The sequence below is a fragment of the Bacillus cereus G9842 genome, from assembly GCF_000021305.1.
Classification (GTDB): Bacteria; Bacillota; Bacilli; order Bacillales; family Bacillaceae_G; genus Bacillus_A; species Bacillus_A thuringiensis_S.
Map to the genome: position 1 here is coordinate 1,437,763 of NC_011772.1, position 25,686 is coordinate 1,463,448.

A 25,686-nucleotide genomic window follows, 5' to 3' on the forward strand; every position below is an offset into this window, starting at 1 on the left:
GTTCTAGAAGAAAGGTTTTTTATGTTATACAACTTACGATGCAAACAAAAGATATTTTTTAATAGTCATATGAAATTGGACAAAATTATATGATATATTGTCCGAACTTCTAGAATACCATTATATTATATCAGATATTATAGGCAACGTTAGAGAAGGTATTAGTTGACTATAAAAGCGGAATTATTCCCAAAAATTTTGAGGGAGGGAATCACTTGGAAAAGGTAGATATTTTTAAAGATATTGCAGAACGAACAGGCGGTGATATTTATTTTGGAGTTGTAGGAGCTGTTCGAACAGGGAAATCAACATTCATTAAAAAATTTATGGAACTTGTAGTTATTCCAAATATTGAGAATGAGTCTGACCGTCAAAGAGCGCAGGATGAATTGCCTCAAAGTGCTGCTGGTCGTACAATTATGACGACGGAACCGAAGTTTGTTCCAAACCAAGCGGTTTCTATCGAAGTAGATGAAGGACTTGAAGTGAATATTCGATTAGTAGATTGTGTTGGATATACGGTTCCAGGAGCGAAGGGCTATGAGGATGAGAATGGCCCGCGCATGATTAATACCCCTTGGTATGAAGAACCTATTCCATTCCATGAAGCTGCAGAAATCGGCACGCGTAAAGTAATTCAAGAACATTCAACAATTGGTGTTGTAATTACAACAGATGGAACAATTGGTGAAATTCCAAGAAGAGATTATATAGAGGCAGAAGAACGCGTTGTAAATGAATTGAAAGAAGTAGGAAAACCTTTCATTATGATAATTAATACGGTACAGCCGTATCATCCAGATACAGAGCAATTACGCCAAAGTTTATCAGAAGAATATGATATCCCGGTTATTGCAATGAGTGTGGAGAGTTTAAGAGAAACAGATGTATATAATGTACTTCGTGAAGCGCTATTTGAATTCCCTGTATTAGAAGTGAATGTGAACCTTCCGAGCTGGGTAATGGTGCTAAATGAAGGGCATTGGTTGCGTCAAAGTTATCAAGAAGCAGTTCAAGAAACTGTGAAGGATATAAAACGTCTTCGTGATGTGGATCGGGTTGTTTGGCAGTTTAGTCAATATGAATTTATTGATCGAGCGAGCTTAGCTGGCATTGATATGGGGCAAGGTGTGGCGGAGATTGATTTATATGCGCCAGATGAATTATATGATCAGATTTTAAAAGAAGTAGTAGGGGTAGAAATTCGGGGGAAAGATCATTTATTGAAGCTTATGCTCGATTTATCTCATGCGAAAACAGAATACGACCAAGTCGCAGACGCACTGCGTATGGTTAAGCAAACAGGATATGGTGTAGCAGCGCCTGCGCTAGCAGATATGAGCTTAGATGAGCCAGAAATTATTCGTCACGGTTCAAGGTTTGGTGTGAAGTTAAAAGCGGTAGCGCCATCCATTCATATGATTAAAGTAGATGTAGAGTCAACGTTTGAACCGATCATTGGTACTGAAAAGCAAAGTGAAGAATTAGTTCGTTATTTAATGCAAGATTTTGAAGATGACCCGTTATCAATTTGGAATTCTGATATATTTGGACGTTCGCTTAGCTCAATTGTTCGAGAAGGAATTCAAGCGAAATTATCCTTAATGCCAGAAAACGCTAGATATAAATTAAAAGAAACGCTAGAAAGAATTATTAATGAAGGATCTGGCGGATTAATTGCGATTATACTATAAGAAAAATCCCTCTCATTGTAGAGGGATTTTTTGTTTTTTTTTGATTATAAAATAGAAAAATAAACAGTCATTATCTAATACATTGTTGTAAACTGTCAAGTTTCATCAGATTTTCACATTTTCACAGTAACAATTTCCTTAAAAATATTGAATTATAAAGGAGAATCGTATAATATAGGCGTTGATAATGATTTATCTACATCTTTGTAGTATAGAATTTGTAAAAATTGCCTACAAATGAAAGTAAGACTCATTTTATGATCATTATACAGTCTTATCTTTGGGAGGAGGTGAATGGCATGAACAAGACAGATTTAATCAATGCTGTTGCAGAAGCAAGTTCCCTTTCTAAAAAGGACGCAACAAAAGCAGTAGACGCTGTTTTTGATTCTATCTTAGAAGCTTTAAAACAAGGTGATAAAGTACAACTGATCGGATTCGGTAACTTCGAAGTTCGTGAGCGTGCGGCTCGTAAAGGTCGTAACCCACAAACAGGTGAGGAGATTGAAATCGCTGCAAGTAAAGTACCTGCATTCAAACCTGGTAAAGCGTTAAAAGATGCGGTTAAATAATCCTTACATATTAACAGGGAAGAAGAGTTTCCTTTTTGGGAACTCTTCTTTTTGCTTTTAAAAACATAAATATGCTAGAATGTGTTCGTATCACTTTTAGGTTTTCGGGAGGGCTAGCGGATGGCAAAAGTTAATTTAGAACAAATTGAACATGCAGTACGCCTTATTTTAGAGGCGATTGGGGATGATCCAAATCGTGAGGGAGTACTTGATACACCAAAACGTGTTGCAAAAATGTACGCAGAAGTGTTCTCAGGTATGCATGAAGATCCGAAAGAGCATTTGCATAAAGTATTCGGAGAAGATCACGAAGAGCTTGTACTAGTAAAAGATATACCATTTTATTCGATGTGTGAGCATCATTTAGTTCCATTCTATGGAGTTGCTCACGTTGCATATATTCCGCAAGGTGGAAAGGTGACAGGGTTAAGTAAATTAGCTCGTACTGTAGATACAATTGCACGTCGTCCACAACTGCAAGAACGTATTACATCAACAGTAGCGAACTCTATTATGGAAGTATTAGAGCCTCATGGTGTAATGGTAGTAGTAGAAGCAGAACATATGTGTATGACGATGCGTGGTGTGAAAAAACCAGGTGCGAAAACAGTAACGACAGCAGTGCGTGGTGTGCTTGAAAATGATGCTGCAGCGCGCAGTGAAATTTTATCGTTTATTAAAACGAAGTAAAGAAAAGCGGGAAACTGCTTTTCTTTTTTTTTTTAGTAAATAAATGATATAGTTTTAGCTAGACAGAGTGAGATTAGAAAAATTGCTTACATGAATGGTAGGTGTAGCCAAGTTTTGGTTATAGAAAATAGAGTGTATGTGTTATAATAAGTTTTATGAATTAGAAAACAAGGGTGATTTTTTGTGTGTGACATCTACGGAGGGTATGCGGGTATAAAAGAGAAATTGATGGAGAAATTACGCCATCCTTATTTTATAAACTATATTGAAGAACCATTTATTGATGAAGAAAAGATAGCATTGTTATATGGTGCTTTAAAGAGTGCAAACTTACATATAGAACAAATTGAGCATTACGTAGTAACGATTATGCTTGTGCAAATTGCGCTTGATACGCATGAAAAGGTATCAAATAAAGCAGGCGAGGAAGCGATTGAATCGCATAAATGTCGTCAATTAACAGTACTTGCAGGCGATTACTATAGTGGACTATATTATTATTTATTGTCTATGAATCGTGATATTGTTTTAATTCGTGCACTTGCTGAAGGAATTAAAGAGATAAATGAACACAAAATTATGTTATACCAAAAAGCGCATGAAACGACGGATGACATAATGAAAAGCGTAGTAACGATTGAGTCTGCGCTCCTTCAAAAAACATGTGATCATTTTCAATTATCACATTGGAAGCCATTTATCACATACGTATTAGGTGGAAATCGTCTTCAAAAAGAAATTCAATTGTATGCTGATAAACAACATTCACCTGTTTTTCAAGCGATGCAAGATGCTTTAGGGGATAAAGCAGAAGTAGTGATTAATAGTTGGATGATGGAATTGAGAAAGAAAGAAAAACAATTTTTAGAAAATCACATAGACATTAATGAAATAAATTCTGTGTTAAGGGATAAATAGAAGACATAAGCAATTTTACATTGGAAGAAGGTACGAGCATGCAACAATCAAAAGAAGAAAGAGTACATGACGTATTTGAAAAGATTTCTGATAAATACGATGTGATGAATTCTGTAATTAGTTTTCAAAGACATAAAGCGTGGCGTAAAGAAACGATGCGAATTATGGATGTACAACCAGGTAGTCAAGCGCTTGATGTATGCTGTGGAACCGCAGATTGGACAATTGCGCTAGCTGGAGCGGTAGGTGAACAAGGAAAGGTTGTTGGCTTAGACTTCAGTGAAAATATGTTATCTGTCGGTAAGCAAAAGGTAGAGGCGTTACAATTAAAACAAGTAGAACTTCTACATGGGAATGCAATGGAACTTCCATTTGAAGATAATACGTTTGATTATGTGACGATTGGGTTTGGTTTACGTAACGTACCGGATTATATGCACGTATTAAAAGAAATGACACGTGTAGTAAAACCAGGTGGAAAAGTAATCTGTTTAGAAACATCTCAACCAACAATGATTGGTTTTCGACAAGGGTATATTTTATACTTTAAATATATCATGCCGTTATTTGGAAAGATGTTTGCGAAAAGTTATAAAGAATATTCATGGCTTCAAGAATCTGCTAGTACGTTCCCAGGGATGAAAGAACTGGCTCAAATGTTTGAGCAAGCTGGACTTGAACGTGTGCAAGTAAAACCATTTACTTTTGGGGTAGCAGCGATGCATTTAGGTATTAAACCAGAATCAAAATAGAAAAAAGAAGTTTTAGGTTAAGGTGAACAATATGAAGTTACAACTTATGTACTCTTTTTTACGATCGGATATTAATGTGATAGAAAAAGAATTAAAAAAGACAGTCGCTTCTGAACAGCCATTAGTAGAAGAGGCAGCATTACAGCTTATTGAAGCTGGTGGGAAGCGAATTCGTCCTGTATTTGTGTTGCTTGCAGGGAAATTTGGAGATTATAAGTTAGATGCAATTAAGCATGTTGCTGTTGCGTTAGAACTTATTCATATGGCTTCTCTTGTTCACGATGATGTTATTGATGCTGCATTTTTACGACGCGGCAGTGCGACTGTGAATGCAAAATGGGGAGATCGTATTGCGATGTATACAGGGGACTATCTGTTCGCTAAGTCTCTTGAATGTATAACAAATATCGAAATTCCAGAGGCACATCAAGCGTTATCGCATACTATTTTAGAAGTCTGTAAAGGTGAAATTGAACAAATTAAAGATAAATACAATTATGACCAAAATTTAAGAACGTATTTAAGAAGAATAAAGCGAAAAACAGCATTATTAATTGCCGCGAGTTGTCAATTGGGAGCGATTGCTGCTGGTGCTAATCGTGATACGGTAAATCGTCTATTTTGGTATGGGTATTTTGTAGGAATGTCTTATCAAATTATTGATGACATTTTAGACTTCGTTTCTACAGAAGAGAAACTTGGAAAACCTGCTGGTGGAGATTTACTACAAGGGAATATTACACTTCCTGCTTTATATGCGATGGAAGATCCCGTACTTCGTCAGAAAATCACATCTGTACATGAAAATTCAACAGCAAGTGAAATGCAAGAAATTATTGATGCTGTAAAAAATAGTACAGCAATTGATCAAGCATTTGCGTTTAGTGAACGTTATTTACATAAAGCTTTAGAAATAATAAAACCACTCCCACGTGGACAAGCAAAGTACGCATTACAAAATGTTGCAAAGTATATTGGAAAACGAAAATTTTAATGTTTATTCTAAAAAATAAAATAATCTCTCTATTTCAAAACTATTGCACAATTGTGATAAGGGTGATAATATGTGTGTGGGGATATACAATTACATACATAATTCAGAAGTGGAGAGATTTTTTATGGAAAAAACATTTCTAATGGTAAAACCAGACGGTGTACAACGTGCCTTCATTGGGGAAATTGTAGCTCGTTTTGAGAAAAAAGGCTTTCAATTAGTTGGTGCAAAATTAATGCAAGTCACTCCGGAAATTGCTGGACAACACTACGCTGAGCATAAGGAAAAACCTTTCTTTGGTGAGTTAGTAGACTTTATTACATCTGGACCTGTGTTCGCAATGGTATGGCAAGGTGAAGGTGTAGTAGATACAGCGCGTAACATGATGGGGAAAACAAGACCACATGAAGCAGCTCCTGGAACAATTCGTGGAGATTTCGGTGTAACTGTTGCGAAAAACATTATCCATGGTTCTGATTCTTTAGAAAGCGCAGAGCGCGAGATTGCTATTTTCTTTAAAGAAGAAGAATTAGTTGACTACTCAAAATTAATGAATGAATGGATTTACTAATTATTTTGAAATAATTTGTAAACGCTTTAATCACTGTGATAATAGTAAAAAGTGCAAGAAGAATAGGGGTATTCTTCTTGCACTTTTTTTATTTTCAATTAGTTACGAAGTTTGAGCTGTTATGATATATTGATATTTAAATTAGGCCTATCGGAAATATAGAATAAGAAAATGGTCGATATATGATATAATTTCTTTAATATTTTTAGAATGATAAAAGTTAATATAGTGAGATAAATACATATACGAAAAGAGGAATAACGTATGCGATATATTACAGCTGGTGAATCTCATGGTCCGCAACTTACAACAATTATAGAGGGTGTTCCAGCAGGATTGTCTTTAGTAGCGGATGATATAAACGAAGAGTTAGCTAGAAGGCAAAAGGGGTATGGGCGTGGTAGACGCATGCAAATTGAAACGGATCAAGTGCAAATTTTAAGTGGTGTTAGACATGGAGAAACATTAGGTTCCCCTATTGCACTCGTTGTTGAAAATCGTGATTTTGCCCATTGGATAAAAGTTATGGGTGCAGAACCTTTAACGAAACAAGAAGAAAAAGAGATGAAAAGGAAAGTGACAAAACCAAGGCCTGGGCATGCTGATTTAAATGGTGCAATTAAATATGGTCATAGAGATATGAGGAATGTACTGGAACGTTCGTCAGCGCGCGAAACGACGGTGCGTGTTGCTGCTGGTGCGGTTGCTAAAAAGGTGTTAGCAGAACTTGGTATTGAAGTGGCGGGCCATGTAATTGAAATTGGCGGTGTACAAGCTAAGGAGGTTACGTATAGTTCAATTGAAGAATTAAAGAGTATTACAGAAGCATCTCCTGTACGTTGCTTAGATGACGAAGCTGGTAACCAAATGATGAAAGCGATTGATGATGCGAAAGCAAATGGTGATTCAATTGGTGGAATCGTTGAAGTAATTGTGGAAGGAATGCCAATTGGAGTAGGTAGCTACGTGCATTATGATCGAAAACTGGATGCGAAATTAGCAGCTGCAATTATGAGTATTAATGCTTTTAAAGGTGTCGAGATTGGAATTGGTTTTGAAGCAGCGCATAGACCGGGAAGTGAAGTTCATGATGAAATTCTATGGAATGAGGAGCATGGATATACAAAAAGAACAAATAATGCAGGTGGATTGGAAGGTGGTATGACGACTGGAATGCCAATTGTTGTGCGCGGTGTGATGAAACCGATACCTACACTTTATAAACCTCTTCAAAGTGTAGATATTGATACGAAAGAGCCTTTTACAGCGAGCATTGAACGTTCAGATAGTTGTGCAGTACCAGCAGCTAGTGTCGTTGCAGAAGCGGTTGTGGCTTGGGAATTAGCAACAGCTTTAATAGAACAATTCGGATTAGATCGTATGGAACTGATTCGTGAAAATATTGAGAAACATAATGAATATGCGAGGGGATTTTAATGGGAAACATACATATTCAAACGAAATCAAAAGAATATGATGTACATGTTGGTAAAGAAGCGTTGTCACACTTAACAATGATCGTTCAAAATATGCAGCCAGCTGTATCTAACGTAATGATCATTTCAGATGAAGCTGTTGCATCACTACATTTACAGACAGTTATCGATGCATTACAAGTGGAGCAGGACGTGTTTTCGTTTGTTGTACCAAGTGGCGAAAAAGAGAAGTCTTTCGAAAATTTCTATGCGGCTCATACGTCAGCTCTTGAAAATAAATTAGATAGAAATTCTTTAATTCTTGCACTGGGAGGCGGAATGATTGGAGATTTAGCTGGTTTTGTTGCTGCATCGTTTATGCGTGGTATTCGCTTTGTGCAGGTTCCGACGACTTTATTAGCGCACGATAGCGCAGTAGGTGGGAAAGTAGCGATTAATCATCCGTTAGGTAAAAATATGATTGGTGCATTCCATCAGCCAGAAGCAGTTGTATATCATACACCGTTTTTACAGTCTCTTCCTAAAAAAGAGTGGCGTTCAGGTTATGCAGAGGTGATAAAGCATGCTCTTATTGGTGATGTGGAGCTATATCATTGGTTAAAAGAAGAAGTGCAAACATTAGCGGATCTTCGTGATGAGAAGTTAATCCATATATTAACGAAGGCGATTCCTGTAAAGGCAAATGTTGTATCACAAGATGAAACAGAGAAGGGTGTACGTGCCCATTTGAACTTTGGACATACGTTAGGACATGCTCTTGAAAAAGAGCTAGGGTATGGAAATATTACTCACGGTGACGGCGTAGCGGTTGGAATGTTATTCGCCATATTTTTAAGTGAGCAAGTGTACAAGGTTAATCTTGCTTATGAAGATATGAAGCAGTGGTTCTTGAAATACGGCTATCCAAAAATGCCAAGAGATTTGAATGTAGAGCGCCTCGTTCAATTGATGAAACAAGATAAGAAAGCAAATGCAGGAGCAATTCATATGGTGCTTATGCAGGAATATGGGGTAGTGAATGTCGTATCTATTTCAGATGAGACTGTTCATATTGCGTTAGAGGCATTTCAAAAAGATATGGTTTAAAATGATAGCGAAGTGTTGTGAAGTGCTCATTTAGAGGTATTCTCGTAATAGTGACGGTTATGATAAAAGATTACAGTAAGGGGCTATAACTGTATTGTAATCAAATTGAATGAAATGACTGGGGGAAGAAAAATGAGAGTGAAAGAGCAATTGTTAACTTTGAGAGCGTATGTACCTGGGAAAAACATTGAAGAAGTAAAAAGGGAATATGGATTATCGAAAATTGTGAAATTAGCATCGAACGAAAATCCATTCGGTTGCTCAGCGCGTGTGACAGAAGCATTAACTTCTTTAGCGAGCCAATATGCCCTTTATCCAGATGGATATGCCTTTGAACTTCGGACAAAAGTAGCGGAACATTTAGGTGTAAAAGCAGAACAACTACTATTTGGTAGTGGATTAGATGAAGTCATTCAAATGATTAGCCGAGCGTTACTACATGAAAGAACAAACGTTGTAATGGCGAATCCTACGTTTTCACAATATCATCACCATGCTGTTATTGAAGGAGCAGAAGTTCGTGAAGTATCACTTAAAGATGGTATTCACGATTTAGATGCAATGCTAGAGCAAGTAGATGATAAAACGAAAATTGTATGGATTTGTAATCCGAATAATCCGACAGGTACATATGTTGAGAAACAAAAATTACTTTCATTTTTAGAATCGGTTCCTAAGTCGGCTCTCGTTATTATGGACGAAGCATATTATGAATACGCGGAAGCAGAAGACTATCCGCAAACATTACCACTTCTTGAAAAGTATGAAAATCTTATGGTTTTACGCACGTTTTCAAAAGCATATGGTTTAGCTGCTTTTCGTATTGGATATGCGATTGGGGATGCGAAGTTAATCGGACAGCTAGAAGTAGCAAGGTTACCATTCAATACATCAACTGTAGCGCAATCTGTAGCACTCGCTGCATTAGAAGATCAAGCCTTTTTACAAGATTGTGTGAAAAAGAATGCTGAAGGTCTAAATCAGTATTATGCATTTTGTAAAGAATATAACGTATTCTATTATCCATCTCAAACAAATTTCATTTTCTTAAAACTTGGTATACCGGGTAATGAAGCTTTCGAACGATTAATGAAAAAAGGATATATCGTTCGTTCTGGTGCTGCATTTGGTATCGATGATGGTATTCGTATTACTGTCGGTTTGAAAGAAGAAAATGATGAAATTATAGAGTTGCTGAAAGAGCTTGTAAATGAGCAAGTACAGAAAGAAGAAACATATTCTTAAGAGATTGTGAAGGCTCCTATTATAGGAGCCTTTTTTATCGTATTAAAAATAAAGGTTGAAGACTGGTAATTAAGTTGTTCTGTAAATCACGGTTTGTATGGCTTGATAATTAGTGAGAGAAGTTATTTGCACGGTCATAAAAGAAAGCGGTACAATAGAAGATGATGATAAGGTATCGGTGTCATATCCGAACCTTTTGAACAATTACCTACTCTGTAAGAAGAAGTATAAGAAGAAGCATGCTCATTCTAAAGGTTGCGTTCTAACAGTGAGTTGCTTATGATAAAGTGAAACTTTAATCAGTGGGGGGATGTTTATCCCCCGCTGATTATTAGTTGAACCAATCGGGCTTTTACGGGCAGTTGATCCCCAAACTAATTTCTTTGCCTTAGCTGAATTTTGAGGTGGGGGTCTTACTGCCCGTTAATAGCGGGGTAAATGAACAGAAGAGAATATTTTTTAGAATTAAAGGAGACGTTTATGCAAAAGTTTGAACAAGTTGTTTCATATATTGAAAATGGTGAAGCGGAAAAAGGATTACAATTATTAAAAGAACAATTAAAAATTGCAAATGATGAAGAGAAGTATGATATCGCTCGTTACTATCATACACTTGGATTTACAGATGAGGCATTAGCGATTACTGAAGACTTACGTTTACTGTATCCGGAAGAAAGTGAATTCACTGTATTTTTAGCAGAATTATATATTGATCTAGATAAAGAAGATGAAGCGATTGAAGTACTTCATGATATTCCAGAAAATGACGATTTATATGTTCAATCTTTATTACTTGTTGCAGATTTATTCCAAATGCAAGGTTTTGATGATGTAGCAGAGCAAAAACTATTAAAGGCGAAAGAAATGATGCCTGATGAACCTGTTATTACGTTTGGGTTAGCAGAATTATATAGTAGTAAAGGTGAAGAACAAAAGGCAATTACTTATTATGAATCGCTATTAGCGGAACATAAAGTAATGGGTGGTGTTGTAATCGCACTTCGTCTTGCAGAAACGTTAAGTGCGATTGGAAACTGGGAAGAGGCGATTTCTTATTATGAAGCAGGCCTAGAGGAACAAAAAGATATTCACTCATTATTTGGATATGCCTTCACATTATACCAAGGTGAAGAATATCAGAGAGCAATCGGTGCTTGGCAAGAACTAAAAGAATTAGACCCTGAGTACGCATCACTGTACATGTATTTAGCGAAAAGCTATGAAAAAGAAGGAATGCTTCAAGAAAGCTATGAAACGCTTCATGAAGGAATTAAAGTAGATGAGCTTTCAGTTCCGTTTTATGTAGAGTTAGCGAACATTGCGGCGAAATTAGGAAAAATAGTAGAAGCAGAGGAAGTTCTTCAAAAAGCACTTGAGTTAGATCCAGGGCATTTAGGCGCAACATTAAAATATGCGTATATCTTAAAAGAACAAGAAAAGTACGAAGATTTAATTGCAATTGTAGAGCGTGCTATTGATAGTGGAGAACCAGATACACAACTACTTTGGGACCTTGCGTATGCAAAAAAACAATTAGAAATGTATTCGGATGCATTAAAACACTATGAAAGTGCATATACTTCTTTTAAGAATCATCCAGACTTCTTAGAAGAATACGGTTATTTCTTATTGGAAGAAGGAAAGCGAAAAGAGGCGAAAGAAGTATTTACCCAGTTATTACAACTAGACCCGACACAAATTCATATTGAAGAGTTGTTATATAATTTAGAGGATTTTTCATAAGTTGGAAGGAAACTGAATGCCGCTTCTTGAATCTAAAAAGAAAAGAGAAAGACAGAGGAGGGACTTAATTGCTATGAATACCCCTGTTTCTGTAAACGAGAAGAAGGATTTTGTAAAATGGTTTTTGAATAATTACCAACTGAAACAGCGTGAATGTGTATGGATTCTGAATTATTTAATGAGTCACGACCAATTGATGCATAAAGTCCACTTCGTAGAGCATGCAAAATATTGTCCGCGTGGCTTAGTGATGTCAGCGAATTGTGTGAAAGACACACCGTTTCACTTTTTTAAACAAAATGTTATGACAACAGATGCTGAAAAATCGTTTCATGATATTCGTTTAAATCGAGATGAGGATATTTATATTCAACTCAACTTTAAATCATCGTTTCAAAATGCGAATTATGTAGCTGTATTAGAAGAAAACCCATATCTACCAAAGCATATTGAAGTAAATGAAAAAGATCGTTTACTTGCAGAAAGGTTTTTGGAAGAAAGTGTATTTTCGTTTAGAAGAGAACGCCTTTTGAAACAAATTGATGAAGCGTTAGATAAGCAAGATAAGGAAGCGTTTCATAGATTAACGGCAGAGTTAAAAACTTTATAGAATGTATTTGGATTAATATTTTTACAAATTTCAGACTTTTATCAAGAAAAACTACCTATATTGGGTAGTTTTTCTTTTTTTACCTCTTTTAGTATGGTTTAATATATATAAAGTGAAAGTTCTGTCATTTGTAAATGAAGGGGGGAAGAAATTTGAAATGGATTGTAAAAGATGTGGAACAGTTTGAGCAAGCAAGAGAGTATGTTGATACAGGAGTAATACCGCTTTTATCAATTTCGGCAGCGAAAGAAATAAAAATGGTTGTAGAACAAGGTGAATTTATCGAATTGTTGAGTATGGAATTGGAAAGAGAGTATAAAGGAAGAGTGCTTTTACTGCCTGCTTTTACGTATTTAGTAGAAAGTCAAAAGAATGAAAAAGGTCGTTTGCAAGAATGGACAAATCATTTACGAAGAGAAGGTTTTAAGCATATTGCTTATGTTACAAGTGATTTTTCATGGAAAGAGGATATACAAGAGTTACAGGGAGATTTATTTTGGTTTCCTTCATTAGCATTAGAACAATTTAGTGATCAAGCAAAGAGAGAAGTTATTCATGCACATATAAAAAATATAATGGTGATGTTGGAAGAGAAGTGGGGAAACTCGCAATAAACAGAAAGTTCTTATTATTATGAGTAGTATGATATTGACCTGTGCATGAGCGTATTATATCATGATAGTGTCCTAGTTTTTATTTTTTATATAATTTATCACGAGGGGACAATTTCTGATAGAGGGGGGAAATTTTCGTGAGCGAGAAAGAACATCGCGTGTCAAGAAGACAATTTTTAAATTACACACTCACAGGGGTAGGAGGCTTTATGGCTGCCGGTATTTTAATGCCGATGACGCGATTTGCGCTTGATCCGGTGTTAAGAAAAGAAGCCGGAACAGATATGGTTGCTGTTGCGCAAGTAAAGGATATTACAACAGAGCCGAAGCGTTTCGATTTTAAAGTGAAGCAGGTTGATGGTTGGTACAAGTCTGAAGAACCAAAATCGGCTTGGGTTCATAAAGATGAAAGCGGAGACATTGTTGCGTTCTCTCCAGTATGTAAACATTTAGGATGTACAGTTAACTGGAATTCGGACAAAGCACATCCGAATCAATTCTTTTGCCCATGTCACGGGGGGCGTTATACAAAAGATGGGATGAACATTAAGGGTACGCCACCCCTTGCTCCGCTTGATGTGTACGAGTCTAAAGTGAAAGATGGAACGCTGTATCTAGGAAAAGCAAAGCCAAGAGGGGGTGCAAAGTAGATGTTAAATAAAATTTATGATTGGGTAGATGAAAGATTAGATATTACACCAATATGGCGTGATATCGCTGATCATGAAGTACCTGAACATGTAAACCCGGCACATCACTTTTCTGCATTCGTCTATTGCTTTGGAGGACTTACCTTTTTCGTTACTGTAATTCAAATTTTATCTGGAATGTTTTTGACGATGTATTATGTGCCTGATATTAAAAATGCTTGGGAATCCGTTTACTATTTACAAAATGAAGTTGCTTATGGGCAAATTGTTCGTGGTATGCACCACTGGGGTGCTAGTCTCGTAATTGTAATGATGTTTTTACATACACTCAGAGTTTTCTTCCAAGGTGCGTATAAAAAGCCCCGTGAGTTAAATTGGATTGTTGGTGTTCTTATTTTCTTTGTTATGTTAGGTCTTGGTTTTACTGGATATTTATTACCGTGGGATATGAAAGCTTTATTTGCTACAAAAGTAGGGATTCAAATTGCAGAGCAAACACCGCTCATTGGTCCTTATATTAAAACATTACTCGCTGGTCATTCCGAAATTGTTGGCGCTCAAACATTAACTCGCTTCTTTGCTATTCACGTCTTCTTCTTACCAGCAGCACTTCTAGGTTTAATGGCCTTCCACTTCATCATGATTCGCAAACAAGGTATTTCCGGTCCACTATAAGAGATTGCTAAATTAAAGGGGAAAGAACTAAAGGAGGGAGATTATGCATCGCGGCAAAGGGATGAAGTTTGTAGGAGATTCTCGGGTACCAGTAGCTCGGAAACCAAATATTCCAAAAGACTATTCTGAATACCCAGGGAAAACAGAAGCATTTTGGCCGAACTTCTTGTTAAAAGAATGGATGGTTGGTGCAGTTTTTTTAATCGGTTATTTATGTTTAACAGTGGCGCATCCGTCGCCACTTGAGAGAATGGCGGATCCAACAGATGCTGGATATATACCACTTCCAGATTGGTATTTCTTATTCTTGTATCAGTTATTAAAGTATTCTTATGCTTCCGGTTCATTTACTGTAATTGGAGCGTTTATTATGCCAGGGATTGCGTTTGGTGCATTACTGTTAGCTCCATTTCTTGATCGAGGTCCAGAAAGACGTCCATTGAAGCGTCCTGTAGCAACTGGATTTATGCTTTTAGCAATTGCATCGATTATCTTTTTAACTTGGGAATCTGTAGCACACCACGACTGGGAAGCTGCAAAGAAACAAGGAGCAATTGTAAAAACAGCGCCAGTTGATAAAAATGATGATGGCTATAAATTAATGCAAAAAAATACTTGTTTAACATGTCATGGTGACAACTTACAGGGCGGGGCGGCAGCACCAGCACTGCAAAACTTAACTTTAAAGCCAGAAGAAATTGCTAAAATTGCGAAAGATGGAAAAGGTTCCATGCCTAAAGGTGTATTTAAAGGTACAGATGAGGAACTGAAGAAGCTTTCGGAATTCGTTGCAAAGTATAATAAAAAATAATAAAAAGCTGACTACAAAATTTGTAGTCAGCTTTTCTATTTAGTTGGATGAAGTTTGTTATAATAGAGTAGGATTTAGTGAATGAATTACTTTGCTTGAAAGGTGTTGGACATACAGATTGGTGTACTTGTATGCAATGTTAAGACAACGCTCGGTATTATTATTTTTATTGGTTGTTAACATATTAGGTACAATTTACGGGTTTATATGGTACGGAAATCAATTGAAAGAAACGTCACCTATATTTTGGCCGTTTGTACCAGATAGTCCTATGGCGAGTCTCTTTTTTGTCTTTGTTTTAATTGCTTTTTTGACAAAGAGAAACTGGGGATTAATAGAAGCGCTAGCGATTGTTACTTTAATAAAATATGGTATTTGGGCTGTTGTTGTAAATGCGATTATGATTTACGTAAAAGGTCCTATTGGCCTTATGGGCTACATGTTAATGCTTTCGCACTTTGCGATGGCGGTGCAAGGTGTTTTATATGCTCCATTTTACCGTATAAAAAAATGGCATTTTATAGTAGCGGGTGTGTGGACGTTGCATAACGATGCAATTGATTATTTATTTTGGCAAATGCCGCGATATGGAATTATGCATTTGTTTGTAGAGGAAATTGGTTATTTTACGTTTTGGTTAAGCGTTGCTGTACTATGTATTACATATTATTGTTGCTTACGTGAGCACAGGAAACAATTTTCTTTATGATGGTTAGAACATTTAGGGGGAGAACATGGAGAAAAATAAGAGTGGTACAAAAATATTGGATCGATTGATTACTTTAATTGTTTCATATAGCATAGCATTTTCTATTTTTGCACTTGCAACAACGGCAGTTGTGTATGGAAAATGGCTGTATTATTTTGAAATTGATTTTTTAAATATTCCTGATTTAGCGGATATGACGAAGGATGAAATTAAAAGAAATTACGATGTGCTTATTACATATTTATCCCCGTTTTATGACGGAGCATTACATTTGCCAACATTAGATATGTCTACAAATGGCCGTATTCATTTTGTAGATGTTAAAAATATTTTAGTAAAGATTCAATATGTGATGTATGCGACAATTATGATTGCAGTGATAGGCGGAATTTATTTATTAAAAAAGAAAAATGAAAAGTTTTTACTGCACGGATCGATTTTAACAATCATTTTTCCGATAGCGCTTATGTTACCAATCGCTATTAATTTTGAAAAGAGCTTTGTATTATTCCATAAGCTTTTATTCAGTAATGATTATTGGATGTTTGATATTGAAACGGATCCAGTTATATTAATGCTACCAGAGGAGTTCTTTATGCATGCTGCGTGTGCTATTTTATTATTCATTTTAGGTGGTAGTATACTTTGTTATAGTTTATATAGATATTTCGTAAAAAAGAAAAGGATGTCAAAGAAAAAATTCTCTGCTTAAAGAGAATTTTTTCTTTGTAAAACGATAATATATTTTTCGGTTCAGTTCTGTTCTATTCTTGTCCCAATTAACATATTTTGTACTAGTAGTTATAGGGGGGACCGGGATGAAGAGAACATTAATTGGATTGATAGCATTTCTAATTATAATGTTTCCATTACGTATATATGCTGAAGAGTGGAATGAGCTAACAGGGTTGTTAGATGACTCGTTACAGTTAGTGAAGCGTAATGAAGATGAAAAAGCAGTACAAGTATTACAACTTTTCTCAGAGCAATTTTTAATCAAGGGGAATGAAAAGAAGCAGGAAGTAACACCAGATCAAGTTAGAGTTATTTCTTTAGCTTACGACAAGGCGCAACAATCGCTCTTTGAAGAAGGTTTAGGTAAGCAAGCTAAAATGGATAATGTGCTGGCATTACAACTTGCTGTTGATGCGCAAGTATCGAAATATCAACCGCTTTGGATGGAAAGAGAAAGAAAAGTAATGGATGCCTTTTCTCAAATGGAAAAAGCGATGGAAAAAGAAGATGTTGGGCAGTTTCAACAAACGTTAAATACATTTTTAAATGAATTCAATATTATTTATCCAAGCTTAATGATTGCTTTGCCAGAAAACGAGGTACAGCGTGTAAATGCTCATTTATCTTATTTGGATGAATTTCGTAACGTTATGTTAAAAACGAAAGGCGGCCAAATGCAATTAGGGATTATTAAAGGGGATTTGCAAAAGATATTTCACACAGTAAAAAAGGATGAAATTGCACCCTCTCTCATTTGGTTTATGACAATTACTGGGGGACTTATTTTATTCACATTAACTTATGTTGGATGGAGAAAGTATAAAGGAGAGAGAGAGAAAAGAAAAAGTAATGTACATTCTAAAAATAGATAATGTAATAAGTAAAGATATGGATTGTAAGGTTTATTTATTGACAATAGTGGCAGAAGAAAATAGAATGAGAAGTACTATAATTAAAACTTCAATGGAGGTTCATGATGTTTTATTTAATTTACTTCGCGATCATAATGATCATACCGTTGTATGCACAGTCAAGAGTACGTAGTGCCTATAGCAAGTATTCACAAGTTTATTCAACATCAGGTATGACAGGAGCGGAAGTGGCTCGAAAAATTTTAGATGAAAATGGATTATACAACGTAGCTGTAGAAGAAACACCAGGTCATTTATCAGACCATTATGATCCAACCGCTAAGACGGTTCGATTATCAACAGATAACTATTATGGACATTCAGTTGCTGGTACGGCAGTTGCAGCACATGAAGTAGGACACGCAATTCAAGATGCAAAAGATTACAAATTTATGCGCGTTCGTCATTCGTTAGTGCCAGTTGCAAACTTTGGTTCGAATATGTCTTGGGTTTTCGTCCTAATCGGTATATTTGCACAAATGTCTGGTTTGTTGTTATTAGGTATCATTCTAATGGCAGCAGGTGTTGTGTTCCAGCTCGTTACATTACCAGTTGAGTTTGATGCGTCAAAGCGTGCGATGCAACAAATTGAAGCGTTAGGTATTGTATCAACAGATGAATATGGCCAAGCTCGTAAAGTATTAAATGCGGCAGCATTAACATATGTAGCAGCTGCAGCTGTAGCGGTATTTGAATTATTACGTCTCGTATTAATGTATACTGGTATGCAGCGTAGCGACGACTAAAGACTATCAATTTTGATAGTCTTTTTTTGTTGTGTGGCTTGAATTATATAATGTATTGCAAATAGAAATAATAGAAGTAATGCGGAAAGGCGGTGGGGGGAAATGAAATATCCAGACCATTTAGTAAAACAAGTGAAAGAGCGTAGTGCTCCTTATCAACTAGAAGGTTTTTTAAGTGGACAAGGCCCTGAAAATCCCAAATTTATGTTGTTAGGAGAAGCGCCTGGTGAAACAGAAATTCATAATGGGATTCCGTTTAGCGGGAGGGCGGGAAAACAATTAATGGGTTTTTTAGAGCGTATTCACGTTACAAGGGAAGAAGTATATATTACGAGCGCTGTTCGGAGTAGACCTTATAAATGGCGAGAGAAAAAAGAACGAAATGGTGAAATCATACAAAAAAAGTATAATAGAACGCCAAATCAAGGAGAAATAGTTGCCCATGCGCCTTTATTAGATTATGAATTAGAGAAAATAAATCCGAAGCTTATCGTCACGCTTGGAAATATCGGTCTTCAACGTTTAACAGGAAAAAATAAAAAAATCACAGATGTACATGGGCAATTATTAAAACAGCCCATTCAAAAATTAAAGGATATGCAAAGTGCAGAGTTTATATGGTCAGAGAATGAATATCATGTTTTTCCAACTTTTCATCCAGCTTCTATTTTTTATAATCGGAGTTTATTGGAGCTTATTTATGAGGATTTGGAGAAGCTTAAAAGACTTGTAATAAAAAACTAGAAAAGCTAAGGTGCTTTTCTAGTTACATTTAATTATGTAAAGGGTTTTTATTTTCATCTAACGTAAATCCTTCACCAACTACATCATGTACATCACTTACAGCGACAAAAGCATGAGGATCTACAGACGTAATAATATTTTTTAATTTCACGATTTCATTTTTAGCAACAACGCAATACAGTACGTTACGTTCCATTTTTGTATACGATCCAACAGCCTTTAAAAAGGTTGCTCCGCGCTCCATTTCAGATAAAATTTTGGCAGCAATTTCATCGTTTTTCTCTGAGATAATAGTCGCTCCTTTTGCAGCATAAGCCCCTTCTTGCATAAAATCAATGACTTTAGCACCGATAAAAACAGCAACTAGCGTATACATGCCCTCGCGGTATGATAAATAGGTAAGAATAGAGACTACGATAACGACAGCATCAAACATAAACATTGTTTTTCCCATACTCCAGCCAACATATTTGTGAGCTAGTCGTGCGATAATATCTACACCGCCAGTAGTCCCGCCATATTTAAATATTATTCCAAGGCCGATACCGATAAATGCCCCGGCGAATAAAGCTGCGAGTGTCATATCATTTTGCAAGTTTAAATGTAAGTTGAGCACTTCGTAACGCTGGAAAATCCATAGAAATAAAGATACGCTAAAGGTGCCGATTAATGTATATAAAAATGTCGTTCTGCCAAGTAACCTCCAACCAATAAAAAATATAGGGATATTTAAAATTAAGTTTGAGTAGGAAGGATCAAACTTAAATAAAAAATACAATAATAGTGTAATACCAGTAAACCCACCCTCTGCAAGGTGGTTTTCAATATTGATATTGACAATACCGAAAGAAAATATAGCGGAACCGATTAAAATAAAAATAATATTTCGCATCTTCAATTTTGATGTCATATAGAAATCCCCCTAATTATGTAATGATTACATTGCTCCGCTGAAACGGTAAAACATAATAATAAGTAATTTCTAGTTGCTAGTGAAAATAGTAAGAACTCGATTAGTATGGGCTAATCTTTTGCAAAAAGCGCAAAAGAAAGTTTCACTTTATTATAGTCTATCCAAAAAAGGGTCGCAAATAGGTGTTTGGCGGGGAATAATATTTGTCAAATCGCGATGAATTGGCTAACATGAAAGAGGAAGGATTAGAGGTGAATAGTATGGAAGCAAAAACGATGAAAGATATGCAGAAAGAAGTAGATGCATATATTGGTCAGTTTAAAGAAGGTTATTTCAGTCCGCTTGCAATGATGGCTCGTTTAACGGAAGAAATGGGAGAGCTTGCGAGAGAGGTAAATCATTATTATGGTGAGAAACCGAAGAAAACAACTGAAAAAGAAAGAAGTATTGAAGAAGAGCTTGGAGATGTATTATTTGTTATGATTTGTATGGCAAATAGTTTAAATATTGATTTAGAGACAGCACATAACATTGTAATGAATAAATTTAATACACGTGATAAAGATCGCTGGACACGTATTGATGAGGGAGAGAAAGAATAATGAAAGAAATTAAAGTAATTATCGCCGGACCAAGAGGACGTATGGGACATGAAGCAGTCCTTCTTATGGAAAGAACGGAACATTTTAATTTAGTAGCAGCAGTGGATTATAAGCATGGTGGTGAGAAGATTTCTGATTTACCTGGCATGCCAGCATTACATGCACCGATTTACGCTGATTTACATACTTGTTTAGATGAAGTAGAAGCAGATGTGTTGTTAGATTTAACAACACCAGAAGTTGGGAAACAACACGTTACACTTGCAGTTGAGCGTGGACTTCGTTCTGTTATTGGTACAACTGGATTTACAGAAGAAGAATTGGCACGTTTAACAGAGAATGCAAAAGAAAAAGCAGTAGGAACAATTATTGCTCCAAACTTTGCAATTGGTGCAGTTCTTATGATGAAATTCTCACAAATGGCAGCGAAATATTTCCAAGATGTTGAGGTAATTGAATTACATCATGATCAAAAATTAGACGCACCATCTGGTACAGCTGTAAAAACGGTAGAATTAATTCGTCAAAATCGTGAATCAAAGCAGCAAGGTCATCCAAATGAAGTAGAGCAACTAGCAGGTGCACGTGGTGCAAATGTAGACGGTATTCACATTCATAGTGTACGTTTGCCAGGGCTTATTGCACACCAAGAAGTAATGTTTGGTGGAGATGGACAAATGTTAACAGTTCGTCATGATTCATTCAATCGTGCATCATTTATGTCAGGTGTAAAACTATCAATTGAGACAGTAATGAACCTTGATCATCTTGTGTACGGTTTAGAAAATATTATCGACTAAAGGGGAGACAACGGATGAAAATTGCCTTAATCGCACATGACAAAAAGAAAAATGATATGGTTTCGTTTGCATACGCATATAAACCAATTTTTGAGCAACATGAATTATTTGCAACAGGAACGACAGGGCTTCGTATTATGGAAGCGACTGGATTAGTTGTAACAAGATATCAATCTGGCCCTCTTGGTGGAGATCAAGAAATTGGTGCAATGATTGCAAAAAACGATTTAGATATGGTGATTTTCTTCCGCGATCCATTAACAGCACAGCCGCATGAACCGGATGTGAATGCATTGCTTCGTTTATGTGATGTATATGCGATTCCACTTGCAACGAATATGGCAAGTGCTGAAATGTTGATGCACGCATTAGAGCGAGGAGATTTAGATTATCGTAAGTTAAGAAAATGAGGGGAACAATTATGAGTGGATTACATATATTAGCGTTTGGTGCTCATGCCGATGATGTTGAAATCGGCATGGCTGGTACCATCGCTAAATATACAAAGCAAGGGTATGAAGTAGGTATTTGTGATTTAACAGAAGCTGATCTTTCTTCCAATGGAACGATAGAGTTGAGAAAAGAAGAAGCAGAGGTCGCAGCTCGTATAATGGGAGTAAAAACGAGGCTGAATTTAGCGATGCCAGACCGTGGTTTGTATATGAAAGAAGAGTATATACGTGAAATTGTCAAGGTGATCCGTACATATAAACCAAAACTAGTTTTTGCGCCATACTATGAAGATCGTCATCCAGATCATGCAAATTGTGCAAAGCTTGTGGAAGAGGCTATTTTTTCAGCAGGAATCCGTAAATATATGCCGGAACTTTCACCACATCGTGTGGAGTCTTTTTATAATTATATGATTAATGGTTTTCATAAACCGAATTTTTGTATAGATATAAGTGAGTACCTCTCTATAAAGGTGGAAGCATTAGAAGCATATGAAAGTCAATTTTCAACAGGAAGTGATGGTGTTAAGACACCGTTAACAGAAGGATACGTTGAAACTGTGATTGCTCGTGAGAAGATGTTTGGAAAAGAAGTTGGAGTCTTGTATGCCGAGGGATTTATGAGTAAGAAACCGGTTTTATTACATGCTGATTTATTAGGGGGATGTAAATGAAATTAAAAATAGGTATTACATGTTATCCTTCTGTAGGTGGTTCTGGAGTTGTTGGAACAGAATTAGGAAAGCAATTGGCGGAACGCGGGCATGAAATTCACTTTATTACATCGGGTTTACCATTCCGGTTAAATAAAGTATATCCAAACATATATTTTCATGAAGTGACGGTAAGCCAGTACTCTGTATTTCAATATCCACCATACGATTTAGCGTTAGCAAGTAAAATGGCAGAGGTTGCACAAAGAGAAAACTTAGACATTTTACATGTGCATTACGCAATACCACATGCAATTTGTGCATATTTAGCAAAACAAATGATCGGAGAGCGTATTAAAATTGTTACAACCTTGCATGGAACAGATATTACTGTGTTAGGTTCCGACCCTTCGTTAAATAATTTAATTCGTTTTGGTATTGAGCAATCGGATGTTGTTACTGCTGTCTCGCATTCATTAATTAACGAAACGCATGAGCTTGTAAAACCAAGTAAAGAAATTCAAACGGTATATAACTTTATAGACGAACGTGTATATTTCAAACGTAATATGTCTCAATTAAAGAAAGAATACGGTATAAGTGAGAGTGAAAAAGTACTTATTCATATTTCGAATTTCCGTAAAGTGAAACGTGTGCAGGATGTTGTTGAGGCATTTGCTAAAATTGTTAAAGAAGTAGATGCGAAGTTGCTTCTTGTTGGAGACGGACCAGAATTCTGTACGATTTTACAGATAGTGAAGAATTTACATATTGAAGATCGTGTTTTATTCCTAGGGAAGCAAGATAATGTTGCAGAACTACTTGCGATGAGTGATTTAATGTTGCTTCTATCAGAGAAGGAAAGTTTTGGTCTTGTTTTATTAGAAGCAATGGCGTGTGGTGTACCTTGTATCGGAACACGGGTTGGAGGTATTCCAGAGGTTATTCAACACGGGGAAACAGGATATTTATGTGAAGTTGGCGATACAACAGGAGTGGCAAATCAAGCTACTCAGCTATTAAAGGACGAGGAACTTCACCGTAATATGGGAGAACGAGCAAGAGAAAGTGTTTATGAGCAATTTCGCTCAGAAAAAATTGTTTCACAATATGAAACGATTTACTATGACGTACTAAGGGATGACAAAAATGGAAAGATTTAAAAAAGCTAGTTCTATTATTGAGACATTAAAACAACAAGGACATGAGGCTTACTTTGTTGGTGGGAGCGTACGAGATCTTATTATCGATAGGCCGATTGGAGATATTGATATTGCGACATCTGCTTTACCAGAAGAAGTGATGGCTATATTCCCAAGAAATGTTCCTGTTGGTCTTGAGCATGGAACTGTAATTGTTTTAGAAAATGGTGAGCCTTATGAGGTAACTACTTTTCGAACAGAAAGCGAATATGAAGATTTTCGAAGACCTAGTAGTGTTCAATTTGTTCGTTCATTAGAAGAGGATTTAAAACGTCGTGATTTCACGATGAATGCAATTGCTATGACAGAAGAAGGCGAAATGGTTGATTTATTTGCTGGACAGGAAGCCATTCAACAGAGAGAAATTGTGACAGTTGGAAATGCTGCGGATCGTTTTCAAGAAGATGCCCTGCGAATGATGCGTGGTATTCGGTTTGTAAGCGCGTTAGGTTTTTCATTAGAAACGAAAACGAAGCAAGCGATTGAAACGTATGGACATTTGCTAGAACATATAGCAATTGAGCGCATTACAGTAGAGTTTGAGAAATTGTTAACTGGTACATATTGTGTGAAAGGTCTCAAAGAATTAGTAGAGACGAAGCTATTTTCTCATTTGCCATATTTACAAATGTCAGAAGAGAGACTGTTAAAAGCTACGCAGTATAAATGGGATTCTTTCGAAACGGATATTGAGGCGTGGGCATTTTTCTTATATTGTATCGGAGAAGAACATCCATCTGTCTTTTTACGTCAATGGAAGTTTTCGAATAAAAAAATAAAAGATATTGTTGCAGTTTTATTGGCAATCCGTACTAGAAAGGAGAAGGATTGGGATACAGTCCTTCTTTATAAAACGGGAATTTATATCGCTGAAATGGCAGAGAGAGTATATGAAGCGATGATTGAAAGCTATAATCCTACATCTGTTAAACGAGTACAATCAATGTTTCATGCATTGCCAATCCAGGGTCGTCAAGAAATGAATGTGACTGGTAATGATTTATTAAACTGGGCAAACAAAAAGCCTGGTCCGTGGGTTGCTGACATGCTTCAGAAAATCGAGGAAGCAATTGTAAAAGGAAACGTAGTTAATGAGAAAGAGCGTATAAGGGAGTGGCTGCAAGGATGCAATCTACTATAAGAAAGCAGTTATTACAAGTTTTTTCTGAAGCGGATGGCGAGTTTGTATCCGGCCAAACGATTAGTGATAAACTTGGTTGTTCAAGAACTGCTGTGTGGAAACATATGGAAGATCTCCGGAGTGAGGGATATGAACTTGAAGCTGTGCGCCGATTAGGTTACCGAATTGCAAGTAAGCCAGACAAAGTGACTGCTAATGAAATTCAGTTAGGGCTACAAACGAAGCGAATTGGTAGAACAGTGTATTTTGAAGAAACTGTTGAATCAACGCAGCACATTGCAGCAAAACTTGCTTATGAAGGTGCAGAAGAAGGAACTATCGTTGTAGCAGAAGAACAAACAGCGGGAAGAGGTCGTTTAAGCAGAAAATGGCATTCACCAAAAGGAACAGGAATTTGGATGAGTATTATTTTACGCCCATCGATTCCAGTTCATCATGCACCGCAACTTACTTTGTTAGCGGCTGTTAGTGTTGCACAGGCAATTGAAAAATGTACAGGTGTAGGCGTGGGAATAAAATGGCCAAATGATATTTTAATTCAAGGTAAAAAGGCTGTAGGTATATTAACAGAAATGCAAGCGGATCCTGATAAAATTAATGCTGTCATTATGGGCATCGGTATTAATGCGAATCAAAAGCAAGAACATTTTGATGAAGAAATTCAGCACATTGCTACTTCATTAGCGATTGAATCAGGTAAGCCGATTGTTCGTGCAGAACTTATGCAACAAATCTATTTACAACTAGAAAAATTATATGAAGAGTATTTACAAAATGGTTTCTCTGTCATTAAAATTCTTTGGGAAAGTTACGCTGTGAGCATCGGGAAAGAAATTACTGCTCGAACGATGAGAGAGACGATTACGGGGTTAGCGAAAGGAATCACAGAGGATGGTGTATTACTTCTGGAGGATCATGAGGGGAAAGTACATCATATTCATTCTGCAGATATCGAAATTAAGTAAAAGAAGTTCCTCTTTTGGAACTTCTTTTTATTTCAATATTTTTGAGTTGAAT

At 36.3% G+C, this 25,686-nt stretch carries 29 protein-coding genes; 28 read left to right on the forward strand and 1 reads right to left on the reverse strand.

The window, feature by feature from the left end:
- The first annotated feature begins 215 nt into the window (after positions 1 to 215).
- The 21 genes from spoIVA to BCG9842_RS07375 all read left to right on the forward strand — a co-directional run bounded on the left by spoIVA (position 216) and on the right by BCG9842_RS07375 (position 18,906).
- The gene (spoIVA, locus tag BCG9842_RS07275; RefSeq protein ID WP_000416521.1) at positions 216 to 1,694 is read left to right on the forward strand and encodes a stage IV sporulation protein A; all 1,479 of its coding nucleotides are present in this window, start codon (positions 216 to 218) and stop codon (positions 1,692 to 1,694) included.
- A 299-nt stretch (positions 1,695 to 1,993) separates the two neighbouring features.
- Positions 1,994 to 2,266 carry an HU family DNA-binding protein gene (locus BCG9842_RS07280; protein ID WP_001043860.1) on the forward strand — a complete coding sequence of 91 codons (273 nt, stop codon included), beginning with the start codon at positions 1,994 to 1,996 and terminating at the stop codon, positions 2,264 to 2,266.
- 120 nt (positions 2,267 to 2,386) lie between these two features.
- Entirely contained in the window at positions 2,387 to 2,956 is a 570-nt protein-coding gene (gene folE / locus BCG9842_RS07285) for a GTP cyclohydrolase I FolE (protein WP_001151482.1), read from the forward strand.
- A 183-nt stretch (positions 2,957 to 3,139) separates the two neighbouring features.
- On the forward strand, positions 3,140 to 3,874 hold the full coding sequence (locus BCG9842_RS07290) for a heptaprenyl diphosphate synthase component 1 (RefSeq protein ID WP_000332841.1): 735 nt from the start codon (positions 3,140 to 3,142) through the stop codon (positions 3,872 to 3,874).
- A gap of 38 nt (positions 3,875 to 3,912) precedes the next feature.
- Positions 3,913 to 4,626: a 2-heptaprenyl-1,4-naphthoquinone methyltransferase gene (gene menG / locus BCG9842_RS07295; protein ID WP_001187674.1), complete on the forward strand. Its 714-nt coding sequence runs from the start codon at positions 3,913 to 3,915 to the stop codon at positions 4,624 to 4,626.
- 31 nt (positions 4,627 to 4,657) lie between these two features.
- Positions 4,658 to 5,620, forward strand: a complete 963-nt coding sequence (gene hepT / locus BCG9842_RS07300; RefSeq protein WP_000776078.1) for a heptaprenyl diphosphate synthase component II — start codon at positions 4,658 to 4,660, stop codon at positions 5,618 to 5,620.
- A 124-nt stretch (positions 5,621 to 5,744) separates the two neighbouring features.
- Positions 5,745 to 6,191: a nucleoside-diphosphate kinase gene (gene ndk, locus BCG9842_RS07305; protein ID WP_000415883.1), complete on the forward strand. Its 447-nt coding sequence runs from the start codon at positions 5,745 to 5,747 to the stop codon at positions 6,189 to 6,191.
- A gap of 264 nt (positions 6,192 to 6,455) precedes the next feature.
- Positions 6,456 to 7,628 carry a chorismate synthase gene (gene aroC, locus BCG9842_RS07310; protein ID WP_001269377.1) on the forward strand — a complete coding sequence of 391 codons (1,173 nt, stop codon included), beginning with the start codon at positions 6,456 to 6,458 and terminating at the stop codon, positions 7,626 to 7,628.
- Positions 7,628 to 8,713: a 3-dehydroquinate synthase gene (gene aroB, locus BCG9842_RS07315; protein ID WP_000526805.1), complete on the forward strand. Its 1,086-nt coding sequence runs from the start codon at positions 7,628 to 7,630 to the stop codon at positions 8,711 to 8,713. Before aroC ends, aroB begins: the two co-directional genes overlap by 1 nt.
- A 132-nt stretch (positions 8,714 to 8,845) precedes the next feature.
- A complete protein-coding gene (gene hisC, locus BCG9842_RS07320; RefSeq protein WP_001264028.1) occupies positions 8,846 to 9,958 on the forward strand; it encodes a histidinol-phosphate transaminase in 1,113 nt (370 codons plus the stop codon).
- A gap of 480 nt (positions 9,959 to 10,438) precedes the next feature.
- Positions 10,439 to 11,701, forward strand: a complete 1,263-nt coding sequence (locus BCG9842_RS07325) for a tetratricopeptide repeat protein (protein WP_001168695.1) — start codon at positions 10,439 to 10,441, stop codon at positions 11,699 to 11,701.
- 73 nt (positions 11,702 to 11,774) lie between these two features.
- Entirely contained in the window at positions 11,775 to 12,311 is a 537-nt protein-coding gene (locus tag BCG9842_RS07330) for a ReoY family proteolytic degradation factor (protein ID WP_001095925.1), read from the forward strand.
- A gap of 134 nt (positions 12,312 to 12,445) precedes the next feature.
- Entirely contained in the window at positions 12,446 to 12,925 is a 480-nt protein-coding gene (locus BCG9842_RS07335) for a YpiF family protein (RefSeq protein WP_003258820.1), read from the forward strand.
- 137 nt (positions 12,926 to 13,062) lie between these two features.
- The gene (gene qcrA / locus BCG9842_RS07340) at positions 13,063 to 13,575 is read left to right on the forward strand and encodes a menaquinol-cytochrome c reductase iron-sulfur subunit (RefSeq protein ID WP_001290420.1); all 513 of its coding nucleotides are present in this window, start codon (positions 13,063 to 13,065) and stop codon (positions 13,573 to 13,575) included.
- The gene (qcrB, locus tag BCG9842_RS07345; protein WP_000932700.1) at positions 13,576 to 14,250 is read left to right on the forward strand and encodes a menaquinol-cytochrome c reductase cytochrome b subunit; all 675 of its coding nucleotides are present in this window, start codon (positions 13,576 to 13,578) and stop codon (positions 14,248 to 14,250) included. It begins immediately after the preceding gene.
- 43 nt (positions 14,251 to 14,293) lie between these two features.
- Entirely contained in the window at positions 14,294 to 15,061 is a 768-nt protein-coding gene (qcrC, locus tag BCG9842_RS07350) for a menaquinol-cytochrome c reductase cytochrome b/c subunit (protein ID WP_000554601.1), read from the forward strand.
- A 118-nt stretch (positions 15,062 to 15,179) separates the two neighbouring features.
- Entirely contained in the window at positions 15,180 to 15,770 is a 591-nt protein-coding gene (locus tag BCG9842_RS07355) for a DUF1405 domain-containing protein (protein WP_000262838.1), read from the forward strand.
- 25 nt (positions 15,771 to 15,795) lie between these two features.
- Complete coding sequence (gene lit / locus BCG9842_RS07360; protein WP_000414366.1) at positions 15,796 to 16,482, forward strand: lipoprotein intramolecular transacylase Lit; 687 nt, start codon at positions 15,796 to 15,798, stop codon at positions 16,480 to 16,482.
- 106 nt (positions 16,483 to 16,588) lie between these two features.
- Positions 16,589 to 17,377, forward strand: a complete 789-nt coding sequence (gene ypjB, locus BCG9842_RS07365) for a sporulation protein YpjB (RefSeq protein WP_000831587.1) — start codon at positions 16,589 to 16,591, stop codon at positions 17,375 to 17,377.
- A 101-nt stretch (positions 17,378 to 17,478) separates the two neighbouring features.
- Complete coding sequence (locus tag BCG9842_RS07370) at positions 17,479 to 18,162, forward strand: zinc metallopeptidase (protein ID WP_003258828.1); 684 nt, start codon at positions 17,479 to 17,481, stop codon at positions 18,160 to 18,162.
- Between the two features lie 102 nt (positions 18,163 to 18,264).
- The gene (locus BCG9842_RS07375) at positions 18,265 to 18,906 is read left to right on the forward strand and encodes a uracil-DNA glycosylase (RefSeq protein WP_000876853.1); all 642 of its coding nucleotides are present in this window, start codon (positions 18,265 to 18,267) and stop codon (positions 18,904 to 18,906) included.
- A 28-nt stretch (positions 18,907 to 18,934) separates the two neighbouring features.
- On the opposite strand, the gene BCG9842_RS07380 is transcribed toward BCG9842_RS07375, so the two are convergent.
- Complete coding sequence (locus BCG9842_RS07380) at positions 18,935 to 19,816, reverse strand: YitT family protein (RefSeq protein WP_000202120.1); 882 nt, start codon at positions 19,814 to 19,816, stop codon at positions 18,935 to 18,937.
- Between the two features lie 263 nt (positions 19,817 to 20,079).
- On the opposite strand from BCG9842_RS07380, the gene BCG9842_RS07385 reads away from it, so the two are divergent.
- From BCG9842_RS07385 to BCG9842_RS07415, 7 genes are read left to right on the forward strand one after another with little or no spacing between them, the layout of a single operon-like run.
- Positions 20,080 to 20,421, forward strand: coding sequence for a nucleotide pyrophosphohydrolase (locus BCG9842_RS07385; RefSeq protein WP_002108639.1), 342 nt, complete (start codon positions 20,080 to 20,082; stop codon positions 20,419 to 20,421).
- Positions 20,421 to 21,221 (forward strand): dihydrodipicolinate reductase, encoded by an 801-nt coding sequence (gene dapB / locus BCG9842_RS07390; protein ID WP_000658810.1) that lies wholly within the window; start codon positions 20,421 to 20,423, stop codon positions 21,219 to 21,221. Before BCG9842_RS07385 ends, dapB begins: the two co-directional genes overlap by 1 nt.
- Before the next feature lie 14 nt (positions 21,222 to 21,235).
- Positions 21,236 to 21,631, forward strand: coding sequence for a methylglyoxal synthase (mgsA, locus tag BCG9842_RS07395; protein ID WP_000684765.1), 396 nt, complete (start codon positions 21,236 to 21,238; stop codon positions 21,629 to 21,631).
- Between the two features lie 11 nt (positions 21,632 to 21,642).
- Positions 21,643 to 22,347 carry a bacillithiol biosynthesis deacetylase BshB1 gene (gene bshB1 / locus BCG9842_RS07400; RefSeq protein WP_000015660.1) on the forward strand — a complete coding sequence of 235 codons (705 nt, stop codon included), beginning with the start codon at positions 21,643 to 21,645 and terminating at the stop codon, positions 22,345 to 22,347.
- Positions 22,344 to 23,489 carry an N-acetyl-alpha-D-glucosaminyl L-malate synthase BshA gene (gene bshA, locus BCG9842_RS07405; protein WP_000768317.1) on the forward strand — a complete coding sequence of 382 codons (1,146 nt, stop codon included), beginning with the start codon at positions 22,344 to 22,346 and terminating at the stop codon, positions 23,487 to 23,489. The genes bshB1 and bshA overlap by 4 nt, the downstream gene beginning before the upstream one ends.
- Positions 23,476 to 24,669: a CCA tRNA nucleotidyltransferase gene (locus BCG9842_RS07410; RefSeq protein WP_000439312.1), complete on the forward strand. Its 1,194-nt coding sequence runs from the start codon at positions 23,476 to 23,478 to the stop codon at positions 24,667 to 24,669. The genes bshA and BCG9842_RS07410 overlap by 14 nt, the downstream gene beginning before the upstream one ends.
- A complete protein-coding gene (locus BCG9842_RS07415; protein WP_001192058.1) occupies positions 24,654 to 25,634 on the forward strand; it encodes a biotin--[acetyl-CoA-carboxylase] ligase in 981 nt (326 codons plus the stop codon). The genes BCG9842_RS07410 and BCG9842_RS07415 overlap by 16 nt, the downstream gene beginning before the upstream one ends.
- Positions 25,635 to 25,686: the final 52 nt, after the last annotated feature.